Here is a 12,300-nt window from a genome sequence, read left to right on the forward strand (position 1 = left end):
CCATGTGCGGGGTCGTCGCAGTGAGCCTGGTCCCGGCCGCGGCCGGGACCAGGCCGGTGCCGGACGCGGCGGGTCTGGCCCGGCGCGCCGTCGGTCGGCTCGTGCACCGCGGACCGGACGGATTCGGGGTGGCAGGGGACACACGGTCGGCGGTGGCCATGTGCAGGCTGCGGGTACGCAGCCTGCCGGCCGACCGGGTCCCCTTCCCGGCCCACTCCGGCAGCACCTGCTACGCGTACAACGGTGAGGTGTACGCGGTCGGCCCCGGGGCGCTGGACGGCGCCACCGGGGTGACCGTGCCCCGAGGCGGTCTTGACGAGGCGCAGGCTGTCGAGGATCACGGCGCGGAGGCCCTCGACGGGATGTACGCGCTGGCACGCCGGGCCCCCGACGGCGGTGTGGAGATCACTCGCGACCCGCTCGGCATCAAGCCCCTGTATCTGCGACGCCATCGCCACGGCGTCGCGGTGGCCTCCGAAATACCCGCTCTGCTCGGTCCGTTCGGCCCGGCGCGGATCAGGCCGGCCGCGATCGCCCAGTTTCTGCTGCTGGGACGCGTGGTGGACGGCGGTACCTGTTACGAGGACATCGAGCCGGTACCGCCGGGTGCCCGGCTCGTGCTGAAAGAGGGACGCGCCGAGATCGTATCGGTCGCCCCCATCCCGTCGGCCCGCTCCGGCCCGGCCGGGTGGCCGACCACTTCCGAGGGCATCCGGGCCGCGGTATCCCGCGCCGTGGACCGGGTGCTCGTTTCGGACCGGCCGCTCGGGCTGGCCCTGAGCGGGGGCCTGGACTCGACAGTGGTGGCGCTGGAACTGGCCCGCCGGGGCATCGAGGACCTCGCCACCGTCAGCGTCGTACCGCAGGGCAACGGCGACGGTATACGCGAGGTCGCGGATCTGGCGCTGCCCGGCACCGCCTGGCGCGGCTGGCGGCACCGCTGGACCGGATTCGGCCCCGCCGATCTGCTCGCGGGCGTGGCCCACGCGGTCGCCGTCCTGGGCGAACCGACGGCGATGACCAGCGTTCCGATGTACGCGGCCCTCGCCCGGCTGGCCCGCGATACCGGCATCGTCGTGCTGCTGCTGGGCGAGGGCGCGGACGAGGTCTTCGGCGGCTACCGGAGCTACCTCGGCCTTGACGGACTGGGCAGCGCGGAGGAGTTCTACGTCGCGCCGCGCCGCGCCGAGCTGGCCCGGGCCCTGCTGGGGCCGGACGCCTGCGCCGAGGCGCTCGCCGCGTTGCGGGCCGCACTGCCCGCAGAGCGGGACCGGTCGGCGGCCGAGGTGGTGCGGGACTTCGAGTACGAACACAGCCTGGAGCCCCTGCTGCGCCGTGCCGACCATCTGCTGATGGCCCAGGGCGTCGAGGGCCGCACCCCTTTCCTGCACGGCGGACTCCCGGCGCTCGGGCGTGCCTACCCCATGACGGAACTGGTACGGGGCGGCCAGACGAAACTGCCGCTGCGTCACGCGTACGCGAGCGAACTGCCGCGTTGGCGGGCAGAGGTCAAGAAGCCCTTCCGCGCACCGGTGGACGACTGGCTGACCGGGTCCCGGCGGACGGCTGCGATGGGCGAACTGGAGCTACGGCGCGACCTGTTCGCCGCCGCGGGGCTGCGCCCCGAGGGCGTCGAGAGGATGCTCCGGGAGGTGGACGCCGGCGACGCCGCCGCCACCGGTCTGGTCTTCCCCCTGCTGAGCCTGGGCGCATGGCTGGAGCAGGCCGATTCCGAGGCCCTGCGCGGCGGGCAGTGACCACGCAGGACATCGAGCACACCGAAAACTTGAGGAGACGGTTCCTTCGTGAACGAGCGAGACAACTCCGTTCTCCCGGCAGCCGCCGGGCCCGCACCGCTGGATGCGCTGGGGCCCGACGTACTGCACTATCCGCTACCTGACATCGCGGCGGACGCAGGCGCCGACCTGGACACATTGCCGTACACCGTGCGGCTGCTGCTGGAGAACGCCGCCCATCTGGTGGCGACCGGGAAGGCGGGCCCCGAGGGGCTGCGCGCGCTCACCCACCCCGGGTCGGCGGGGGCGGGCGGCACGGCCGTGGCGTTCCAGCCCGCCCGGGTGGTGCTGCAGGACTTCTCGGGCGTTCCAGTGGTCCTCGACCTTGCCGCACTGCGGGCCTCGGCCGTACGAAGCGGCCTCGACGCCCGCGCGGTGGGCCCCGTGATCCCCGCCGACCTCGTCGTGGACCATTCGGTACGGGTCGACCGGTCGGGCACCGCCGATGCGCTGCAGATCAACATGGACCTCGAATTCGCCCGCAACCACGAGCGATACGCACTGCTGCGCTGGGCGGAACAGGCCTTCGAGGGGTTCCGTGTGGTCCCGCCGGGCGCCGGCATCGTGCACCAGGTCAACCTGGAGCGGCTGGCCCGCGTGGTGACCCTGACCGAGGGACAGGGCCCCCGGCTGGCCCGCCCGGACACCGTGCTCGGCACGGACTCGCACACACCGATGGTCGGTGCCCTCGGGGTACTCGGCTGGGGCGTCGGCGGCATCGAGGCGAGTTCGGTGCTGCTCGGGGAGCCCGTACTGCTCACCACACCGCGGGTGGTGGGCGTCCGGCTGACCGGTCGGCTGCCGGCCGGGAGCACCGCCACCGATCTGGTGCTGACGCTCACCGAGCGGCTGCGCCGGCACGGCGTGGTCGGCGCCTTCGTGGAGTTCTTCGGGGACGGCTGCGCGCGGCTGACGGTGCCGGACCGGGCGACCGTCGCCAACATGGCGCCCGACTACGGGGCGACCACCGCGCTCTTCCCGGTGGACGAGGAGACGCTGCGATACCTGCGCGCCACCGGCCGGACCGCGGAACACGTGGAGCTGGTGGAGCGCTTTCTGCGAGCGCAAGGGCTCTTCCGTGCGGAGGGCTCGGACGCGAAGGTGCGCTATGCCGAGGAAGTGACACTCGATCTCGGTGAGGTGGAGCCGTGCGTGGCGGGGCCGGGCAGACCCGATCAACGGTTGCCGCTGCACGCGGTGGCGCGCAGCCTGGAGGCGGTACGCGCAAGCGGGCCGGCCGAGCAGCGCGTCCCGCAGCCGGGCGACGGTTCGGTGTTCATCGCGGCCCTGACGAGTTGTACGAACACCTCACATCCCGGCGCGATGCTGACGGCGGGCCTGGTGGCGGAGCGTGCCGTGCGGTACGGGCTCGAGGTGCCGCCGTGGGTCAAGACGAGTCTGGCGCCGGGCAGCCGTGCCGTGCCCGCGTATCTGGACCGGGCAGGCGTGCTGCCCGCCCTGGAGAAGCTCGGCTTCCAGGTGGTTGCCTTCGGCTGCACCACCTGCCACGGGATGAGCGGGGAGCTGCTGCCGGAGGCGGCCCGTGCGGTTGCGGCCGACGGGGTGCTGGGGGCCGCCGTGCTCAGCGGCAACCGGAACTTCGAGGGACGGGTGCATCCCCAGGTGAAGGCCGCGTACCTGGCATCGCCAGGGCTGGTCGTCGCCTATGCCCTCGCCGGAACCGTCACGCGGGATCTGACGAAGGAGCCGGTCGGCGTCACGCCCGACGGGCAGGAGGTGTACCTCGCCGATCTGTGGCCTTCGCCCGAGGAGGTCGAGGCGGCGGTCCGTACGGCGGTGGGCCCCGAGCTGTACGAGGAGGCCTACGCGGATCTGTACGGGGGCGGCGAACGCTGGCGAGCCCTCGACGCACCGGACGGGGATCTGTACGCCTGGCCGGACGGCTCGGACTACATCCTGGAACCGCCGTACATCGAGCCGGTGAGCGGGGTCGCCGGGGTGACCGCGCCGAGCGGACCGGGCGGGGCGGATACGGACTCGGCACAGGGGGACCTGGTGGGCGCCCGGATCCTCGCGCTGCTGGGAGACGCCGTCTCGACGGACCACATCTCACCCGTCGGCCCGATCCAGCCCGACAGCGACCCGGGCCGTTATCTGTCCGGACTCGGCCTGAACACGGCGGAGTTCAACAGCTTCGGGGCGCGGCGCGGCAATCACCACGTGATGGTCCGGGGCACGTTCGGCAATCCGCGGCTGCGCAACGCGCTGGCGGGTGGCCGCGAGGGCCCGTGGACCCGGAGGTGGCCGGAGGGCGAGCTGGAGTCGATCCACGACGCGGCGGAGCGCTACCGCGCGGACGGGGTGCCGCTGATCGTGGTCGCCGGCCGCGAGTACGGCTGCGGCAGCGCCCGTGACTGGGCCGCCAAGGGCACCGCTCTGCTGGGGGTGAGAGCGGTCCTCGCCGAAAGCTTCGAACGCATCCACCGCAGCAACCTGGTGGGCATGGGAGTCCTGCCACTGCTGTTCCCGGCCGGCACGGACCTCGATTCCCTGAGGCTCGACGGGACGGAGGAGATCGATCTGCTCGGTGCTGCCGGACTGTCCCCGGGCGGGGAGATCCTTGTTCGCGTCCGGCGGGCAAGTGGTTCCGTCACGGCCTTCGCGGCGGTAGCAGCGGTGGAAACCGACCGTGAGGTGGCCTACTTCGCCGCGGGCGGGGTCCTGCCGTACACCGCCGCGCGCCTGCTGCGGGAGCGCGGGCGTACGGCGGCGGACTCCGCCTGACCGTATCGCCCGCGTGTTCCCGGGCGGGCCTCAGCGCCCGCCCGGCTCCCCGGCGGACGCGACGACAACGTGGCGGGCGTACCAGTCGGCCAGATCCCGCATGCGCGCCTCGACCTCCCGGTCGTCGGTGCCGGAGACCACGACGACGCCGGCGCGCAGATGGGAGGCGGCGGTGACATCGGGCATGGTCCAGCCCGGCACGCAGTGCAGCTCGGCGTGGACGACGCCGGGACGGGCGAGCACTTCGTCGTGGGCGGGCGCCTGCAGTACCGGTCCGTGGGGGGCGTGCAGGTTCATCCCGCCGTGGACGACGCCGGCGGTGTGCTCGGGGGGCAGGGATACGGCCGAGGGCCGGCCGAGCAGAACACGCACCCACTCGTCGTGCAGATCGATTCCGAAGGAGCGCCGGACCACTTCGTCGGTCCGGCCTCCGCCCACCCGGCCGCAGCATTCGCCGAACACAATCTCGTCGCCACGCCGGAACACCTCCAGATGGAAAACACCGTCGTGGTGCTCGAGGGCCTTCAGGGAGGAATGGGCCAGAAGCCGGATCCTCTCGTACAGATCCGGGTTCGATTCCGGGGGGAGGGCGATATGTGCGACCAGCCCGCCGTCGTGAATATCGATGAGGTTTTCCAGATACCGAGAGACCGAAAGAAGGGTTATTTCTCCGTTGCGGACGACTCCGTCCACCTGGAATTCCTTACCGGATATGTAATCCTCGACCAGCCACGGCCCCTTTCCGGCCTCGGCTTCGAGGTGTGCATCCAGGCTATCCGGCCGTTCGAGGCGGTAGGTGCTCTGCGCACCGCTGCCGTTCAGTGGCTTGATGACGACCGGGAACCTGTCCGCCTGGCGGGACACCTCGTTCAGGGTGTCGACGGTGACGCAGTCTGCGGTTGCCACTCCCGCGGCGCGGACCAGCGCTTTCTGTACTGCCTTGTCGCGCATGGCGATGGCTCGGCGAGTGGCCGAAGTAGTCAGCCGACCCAGATCCGAGAGGACCGCCGCAGCCGCCAGGCAGAACTCGAGCCCGCTGCAGACCGCGTCGAATTCACCGATTCTCAACGACTCGCGGGCCAGTCCGGCGAGAATTCCCTCGACGTTCGTCTGATCCGGCACGACGACGGTCCGCATACGCGGATGCGCGCCGCGCGCGTCTTTCAGGTCGGCTGGGGTGAGTACGCAGGTGACATCGGCTCCGGCACGTGTCAGGGCGGCGACCGCACGAGACATCCAACCGATGTGCAGCACTGCGGTGTTTTCCTGCGGCATGCAACCCCCTCATTAATTGTCGAGGTCCGACAATTTAATTCACACCCCCGAAGAATATCTATGTGAGGAAGATCACAGGACCCCTCCGAGGATCCAGTTGATCACCCGAATCGGCTCTGGTGAAATCATTCCCCATCGTTCGGAAACGCAAGGGGTACATAATGGAATGGAATAAAAAAGGACATTTTATCCGCTCCTTGCTGCCGCAGTCGAGGCCGGTGTGGGTGCTGGCGCTGAGCACGCTGGCGCGGAGTACCGGCAACGGTGTCGTCGTCTCGATCGTCGTCCTCTACCTCACCCGTTCCGTGAAGATCGATTCGGCAGATGTGGGTCTGGGGCTGACCGTCGCCGGTGTCGCCGGCATGCTTGCCAGCATCCCGGCCGGTCATGCGGCCGATGTCATCGGAGCGCGCTCCGCCGCGCTCGGGTCCGTGATCCTGCACGGCGTGGCGATCTGCGGCTACGTCCTCGTCGGCGGGTTCGGTGGACTGCTGGTCGCGGCCGGGCTGGTGGCCGTCGCGGAAGCCGCGTCGAACGCCTCACGGGGAGCGCTCGTCGCGCTCGCCGTGCCACAGCGGGACCGGGTGCGCACGCGCGCCTATCTGCGCTCGGTCACCAACGTCGGCTTCTCCCTCGGAGCGCTCTTCGGAGGCCTGGCGCTCAGCCGCGACACGGCGGGTGGCTACGCCACCGCGCTGGTCACCTCCGGGGCTCTCTTCGTCGTCGCGGGCCTGGCCTTCCTCGCCCTGGACCGGACGCCGCCGGTACCCCGGCCCGACGGTGCCTCCCCCTGGCAGGTCCTGCGCGACGGCCCGTTCGTCGCGGTCGGCGCGATCAACGCCGTGCTGATGATGAACGCCGGCATCCTCAATGTCGCCCTGCCTCTCTGGATCGCCGAGAACACCGACGCCCCGATATCGGTTTTCGCGCCTCTGCTGCTGGTCAACACCGTCATGGTGGTGTTCCTCCAAGTCCCCGTCAGCAAGGGTGCCGAGGACATCCGCGGTGGTGCCCGCGCGCTGGCCAGGTCCGGACTGTGGCTGGCCGCCTGCTGTGCAGTGATCGCCCTGGCCGCCGGCCGTGCGCCCTGGGTGGCCGTGGCGTTCCTCGCTGCCGGTGTCGTCCTTCATACGGTGGGCGAACTGCTCTACAGTGCGGGCTCCTGGGCTCTTTCGTACGAACTGGCCCCGGAACACGCCCAGGGCCAGTACCAGGGCCTGTTCGGCCTGACCACCCAGCTCGGCACCGCCATCACCCCCGCGGTCACCGCGCTGCTCATCGTCCGGCAGGGCTGGATCGGCTGGCTGGTGATGGGCGCGCTGCTGGCCTCCGCCGGCCTGGCGGCGCCGGCTGTGGCCCGCTGGGCCGAGCGTACCCGGCCCGAACCCGCGGAGCCGATTGCCACGGCAAGCGCCTGATGCGCCATCAGTTTTCTCCGGCGTCCCCGGCCGTCGATTCCGGCGGCCACGGTGGGCAGGGATGCACTGATGCGCCATACCGTGTGCCGATGCCCAACCTCCCCTTCTCGCCGTGGTGTACGACCGAGGGTCCGCCGGAGCCGTCCAGATTCTCGCCTCGGCCAGGAAGCTGTGTTCCGTCGTCTTCGTCTGCGACGAGGATCTGCCATTACGCCTGGCGCCGGCGCGCGCCGCGCATCTGTCGCAGTGACTTTGATGGCACGCCATGGCCGTTCATCAGGCAAGTCGATTGTCGGGTGAAGGGCTGTCGGGCTCTGTGACGGAGATCTTCAGCCGACTGTTGTCGCAGTCAGTGGCTGTCGGATATTCCGTGCGCCGATACATCCTGGCGATGGCTGCGCACTGAAGTGCCATGGACAGCGCCATGGCCAGGCAGATGCCGGGCAGCCCCGAACCCGACAGGCTGTATGCAAGCGCGAGTTGGAGTGCCACGCCGCATGAGGTGATCCGCGCGAGGGCCGGGCTGCCGCCGCTGCCCTCGAACACCCCGCCCAGCGCGATGAAGCAAGCGAGAAGCACCAAGTACGGCCCCAGGCAGCGCAGATAGAGTGCCCCCGCCTCGGCCACCTCTCCCTCACTACCGAAGGCCCGCATGATCCACGGCCCGGCGGCGAGCAGTGTCAGGAGAGCCGTGAACCCTAGCGATCCGGCGAGGAGCAACACCTGTCGTCCGATTGCCCGCCGTTCGTCGCGTCCGGCACCGAGCAGATGGGCGGTGTGGATGGCGGCAGCCTGGCGTATCGCGTAGAAGCCCATGGTCGCGACGTACATCGCCTTTGTCGCGATCCCATACGCGGCGACCTCGCTGACGCCGATCCGGGCGACGATCGCGACGAGTGCAAGCGCCCCCGCCATCCGTACGACGAAGTCGGCCGACATGGGAAGCCCGGTCGCAGCCGTCCTGCGCGCATCTGAACTGAGCGAACCGGCCCGGTTCGGGGCCGCCCGGGCCGCCTGTCGCAGTACGCCGTTGCGGTGCAGCGCCACGAAACCGCACATGAGCGCGGCCGTCCGGCCCAGCACCGTGGCGATCGCCGCCCCACGCACCCCGAGGTCGAATCCCAGGATGAACAAGGGATCCAGCCCGAGAATCAGTCCGTTCGCGAGGATCGCGAGCTTCATCGGGGTGCGGGTATCGCCCGCACCTTTGAGGATGCCGTCGACGACGTTGATGGCGAAGAACACCGCGATTCCTGGCAGTGCGATCGAGAAGTAGCCAGTGGTGAGGGGCAGCGAGTCGCCGCCACTGCCGCCGAGTACGAGGTGGGCGAGCGGTTCGCGGCACAGGTATCCACCGATGGCGACCAAGGGTGTGACGAGCGCCCACAGGACCCATCCGCCGCGCACGGCGGAGCGCATCGCTGCAGGATCCTCCGCTCCTCCGGCTCGTGCGACGAGCACAGTCGTGCCCGAGCCGGCGACGAGGATGACGCCGAGCAGCAGGTTCTCGACATTCGTGGCGACAGCCACCGCGGCGACGGCGCCACCACCGAGCCGCGCCACCCAGACCATGTCGATGATCCCGGCCGTGACCCCCGCGAGAAGCTCGAAGTAGACCGGATACGCGAGCGACACCAGCCTGTGCCGGTGTTCTGCTGCCCCCATGACTGCACCCCTCTTTTCGCTGTACCTCTAATCGAGGTACAGCGAAAAGAGATAGCATGGCGGAACGGGACGGGCAAGTGCGCCGACAAGCGCAGGAAGGAGCTTGGGCATGCTGGAGCTGTCGATTCTGGGTTTCCTCTTCGAGGAGTCCCTGCACGGATACGAGGTGAAAGCCCGTATCCAGGGCCTCAGTGGCCACATCCGCCCGGTAAGTGACGGGGCGCTCTATCCAGCTATCTCCCGGCTCGTGAAAGCGGGTCTGGTCGAGCAGCGCACCGAACCTGGAAGCGGTGCCCCGCCCCGCCGGATCCTGTCTCTCACCGAGGCGGGCCGCACCGAGCTGCTGTCCCGATTGCGGCACCCCAAGGAGGCCGAAATCACCGATGGGCAGCGCTTCTTTACTCTGCTTGCCTTCCTGCACCATCTCCCGGACCGTGCCGAGCAGGCTGCGGTGCTGCGTCGTCGACAGACCTTCCTCGACATCCCGGCGAGCTTCTTCTACCGCGATGGCGAGCCCGTGCGAGCCGAGGAGGCGCCCGGCCTTTTCCGACAGGGCATGCTGCGCATCGCTCGCGCCACCGGCACCGAGGAGAAGAAGTGGCTGGCCGAAGCCATCTGCAGCCTGGAGGGCTGAGCGCGGACCGGTGGCGGCGCCCATCCCGCTAGGGGATGGTCAACGACGAGATGTCCGCCGGCGCGGGGCAGGAAGACGGGTCCCAAAGGCTCGCCGGCAGGCAGAAGTGCTGGACTCGTCGTTCCGGCGGTTCCGTTCCGCCGTTGAAACCAGCCGGGGCCGAGCCTGATGAGGCGGGACCCCGGCCGGACGTCCCGGCGGTCCGGCCGGGATGACTTGAGCACTGCATCGGCTGTAGCGGAGGTCTCCCGCGCATGTTCGCCGTCCGCGCCACTCACGCAGACGCCGACGATCCGCATCCCGAGGGAAGGGGCGCGAGAAGGTCCGCCTCGCGTAGCTGCTAAAATAGAAGTAGTAACTTGTGCTTTGGCGCCTATGCGCGTGAGGTGGTCAACGTGGCGAGCCGAATCAGACTGGAAGACAGAGAGTGTCCGCTGTCGACGACCGTGGGGCACGTCGGTGAATGGTGGACCCTGCTGATCCTGCACGACGCGTTCGACGGCTACACCCGCTTCGATCAGTTCCAGGAAAACCTCGGCATCTCCTCGAGCATGCTCACCACCCGCCTCAAGTCCCTGGTTGCCGAAGGAGTGCTCGAGCGCCGCCCCTACCAGGACAATCCGACCCGCTACGAGTACGTCCTCACCGATCTCGGCCGCTCGATCCGCCCGGTCATCGTCGCCCTCGCCGCCTGGGGCAACTCACGGTTGGCGCCGGAGGAACGCAGCATGATCCTGGTTGACGCCAAGACCGGGGAAGAGGTCGACCCGGTCGTCGTCGACGCCGCTACTGGTAGGAGACTGGACGACAGCGAAGCCTTCGTCTACACCGCGGGACCCGCCGCCAGCGACGCCATGCGCGCCCGCTACGTAGAAACCGGCCCCACGTAACCGAAGGCACGGAGCCGCTGCTGCTGAACGCCGATTCCCGCCCTGCCGAAGGCAAATCAACCCGCGCGGCGGCGCGCATCACCTCCAGCACCTGGCTGCCCGTCGGCCGGCACCGGGGTCCGGCACCCAGGGACGTGACAAGTCAAACTCGCCTTGCCACACCGATGGACCGCACGCGCGGACGTGCGGCACGACACGATGAGGAAGAGGCACCTGTGCCGACTGCGGATGAACTGCTCGGCGCGGACACAGTGCACGCTCTGGCCGACTGCTGGCAGAAGGCGGACCAGCACTCCGTGGCGGCCGCGGTGCGCGAATGCGCGCCGCGCCTGGCGGGCCTGGGCCTGCGCGAACGCAGCGACCTGCTGTGCGACGCCCTGCTGTACGCCGGACCGACACCGTACGCAGCCTTCGCCTCCGCCGTGCACACCGCGCTCGACGACCCCGCTTTCAGCGGCTGGATGATCTGGCCAGTCTCCGAAGCCGTTGCCGCCAAGGCCACCACTGCGCCTCAGGGAACGTGCTTCGAGGACGCCCTGTGCCTCCTGTCGGATCTCACCCCTCGCCTGACGGCCGAATTTGCCATCCGGCGGTTGCTGAACACAGACCTGGACCGCGCACTGGCCGTGATCAAGAAGTGGACTGCTCATCCGGATGAACATGTGCGCCGCTTGGCCAGCGAAGGCACGCGGCCACGCCTGCCCTGGGCGGTCCGCGTACCCGCCATCCAGGAACGCCCCGAGACCACGCTTCCCATCCTCAACGCCCTGTACAAAGACCCTTCGGAGTACGTGCGCCGGTCGGTCGCCAACCATCTCAACGACATCAGTCACACACAGCCCGAACTGGCCGTCGACATGGCCGCCGCCTGGGCCGACAAACCAGACACCCACACCCCCCGGCTGATCCGCCACGCGCTGCGAACCGCAGTCAAAAAAGGGGACCAGCGAGCCCTGGCACTGCTGGGTTTCGAGCTCCCTGCCGACCTCACCGTCACCGGTCCGAACGTGGCGCGGGACATTGTCGCGGTGGGCGAACGGCTCCGCTTCGACTTCACCCTGGAAAACCGCGGAGACACACCCCAACGCCTGGCCGTCGACTACATCGTCCACTATCGCAAGGCTAACGCGACCACCTCCCCGAAGGTCTTCAAACTGACTGTCCGAACGATCCAGGCCGGGGAACGAGCCGCACTAAGCGCCTCCCGATCCTTCGCACCGGTCAGCACACGCGTCTTGCACCCCGGCACACACTTCCTGGAGCTGCAGGTCAACGGGCAGCCGCACGGCAAGGTGCCCTTCGAGGTCGTGCCTGCCCGGTAGGGCTCGTAAAGTCATCGCTGCTGGTCAGCGCCCGCCTTCAGGCTCGTTGGTGGGGACTTGTAATGCTGCCGTGATGATCGTGTCCCCTGCTCTACCGGACCGCCGCGCGCTGTTGTCCGTCCCCGCGGTCCTACTGGCCGAGAGGAGTAACTCACCTGCACATTCTTCGTCTGCTGAGGGAGCAGCACATCATCGCCGATCAGGCCCCCCGCGCCGCGGTACTTCAGTGCCGGCTGATCTGCCTGGTCCACAGCAACCACCCCAACATCCGGTTCGAGCCCGTCGGCGCCACGCCACGTCACGTGGAACAGCGACGAATGGGCGGACAGCAATTGCGGCTGAGGACCTGGCACGCCCGGAAGATCACCAGCGCCGCGAGCTCCCGGCTGCACTTCACTCCGCAACGGCTACCGGGGAGGCCGCCACGCTCTCCGGGTGCGACATGCCGCCACTGGCGTAATCGGCTCGTTGGGGCGGTTGGCGGTGCCAGGCTGGACGGGTTGATCGCTGTCGTGTGCGGAGCCCCGTGTGTGCGAGGTGACGAGCGCCATCCAG

The 12,300-nt window shown here is 69.4% G+C and carries 8 protein-coding genes; 6 read left to right on the forward strand and 2 right to left on the reverse strand.

Annotated elements, in window-relative coordinates; all coding sequences use genetic code 11:
- Positions 1-2: 2 nt before the first annotated feature.
- Together ACIA8E_RS33135 and acnA are read left to right on the forward strand one after the other, a co-directional pair.
- On the forward strand, positions 3-1,757 hold the full coding sequence (locus ACIA8E_RS33135) for an asparagine synthetase B family protein (protein WP_399303704.1): 1,755 nt from the start codon (positions 3-5) through the stop codon (positions 1,755-1,757).
- A 48-nt stretch (positions 1,758-1,805) separates the two neighbouring features.
- On the forward strand, positions 1,806-4,541 hold the full coding sequence (gene acnA / locus ACIA8E_RS33140) for an aconitate hydratase AcnA (protein WP_399303706.1): 2,736 nt from the start codon (positions 1,806-1,808) through the stop codon (positions 4,539-4,541).
- 30 nt (positions 4,542-4,571) lie between these two features.
- Here the strand turns inward: acnA and ACIA8E_RS33145 are convergent, their stop codons facing one another.
- Complete coding sequence (locus ACIA8E_RS33145) at positions 4,572-5,816, reverse strand: acetyl-CoA carboxylase biotin carboxylase subunit family protein (RefSeq protein WP_399303708.1); 1,245 nt, start codon at positions 5,814-5,816, stop codon at positions 4,572-4,574.
- A 197-nt stretch (positions 5,817-6,013) separates the two neighbouring features.
- Here ACIA8E_RS33145 and ACIA8E_RS33150 point away from each other — a divergent pair, with 197 nt between their 5' ends.
- The gene (locus tag ACIA8E_RS33150) at positions 6,014-7,234 is read left to right on the forward strand and encodes an MFS transporter (RefSeq protein WP_399303710.1); all 1,221 of its coding nucleotides are present in this window, start codon (positions 6,014-6,016) and stop codon (positions 7,232-7,234) included.
- A gap of 276 nt (positions 7,235-7,510) precedes the next feature.
- Here the strand turns inward: ACIA8E_RS33150 and ACIA8E_RS33155 are convergent, their stop codons facing one another.
- Positions 7,511-8,899: an MATE family efflux transporter gene (locus ACIA8E_RS33155; RefSeq protein WP_399303712.1), complete on the reverse strand. Its 1,389-nt coding sequence runs from the start codon at positions 8,897-8,899 to the stop codon at positions 7,511-7,513.
- A 109-nt stretch (positions 8,900-9,008) separates the two neighbouring features.
- Here ACIA8E_RS33155 and ACIA8E_RS33160 point away from each other — a divergent pair, with 109 nt between their 5' ends.
- The 3 genes from ACIA8E_RS33160 to ACIA8E_RS33170 all read left to right on the forward strand — a co-directional run bounded on the left by ACIA8E_RS33160 (position 9,009) and on the right by ACIA8E_RS33170 (position 11,745).
- Entirely contained in the window at positions 9,009-9,533 is a 525-nt protein-coding gene (locus tag ACIA8E_RS33160) for a PadR family transcriptional regulator (RefSeq protein ID WP_399303714.1), read from the forward strand.
- A 395-nt stretch (positions 9,534-9,928) separates the two neighbouring features.
- Entirely contained in the window at positions 9,929-10,423 is a 495-nt protein-coding gene (locus tag ACIA8E_RS33165; RefSeq protein WP_399303716.1) for a winged helix-turn-helix transcriptional regulator, read from the forward strand.
- A 296-nt stretch (positions 10,424-10,719) separates the two neighbouring features.
- Positions 10,720-11,745 (forward strand): DNA alkylation repair protein, encoded by a 1,026-nt coding sequence (locus ACIA8E_RS33170; RefSeq protein WP_399303718.1) that lies wholly within the window; start codon positions 10,720-10,722, stop codon positions 11,743-11,745.
- The last annotated feature ends 555 nt before the right edge of the window (positions 11,746-12,300 follow it).

Source organism: Streptomyces sp. NPDC051664 (assembly GCF_044453545.1).
Classification (GTDB): domain Bacteria; phylum Actinomycetota; class Actinomycetes; order Streptomycetales; family Streptomycetaceae; genus Streptomyces.

Excerpts from the sequence above, each read along its gene's own strand:
- ACIA8E_RS33135 (WP_399303704.1), top strand. The coding sequence starts at position 3 with ATGTGCGGGGTCGTCGCAGTGAGCCTGGTCCCGGCCGCGGCCGGGACC.
- ACIA8E_RS33145 (WP_399303708.1), bottom strand. The coding sequence starts at position 5,816 with ATGCCGCAGGAAAACACCGCAGTGCTGCACATCGGTTGGATGTCTCGT.
- ACIA8E_RS33155 (WP_399303712.1), bottom strand. The coding sequence starts at position 8,899 with ATGGGGGCAGCAGAACACCGGCACAGGCTGGTGTCGCTCGCGTATCCG.
- ACIA8E_RS33160 (WP_399303714.1), top strand. The coding sequence starts at position 9,009 with ATGCTGGAGCTGTCGATTCTGGGTTTCCTCTTCGAGGAGTCCCTGCAC.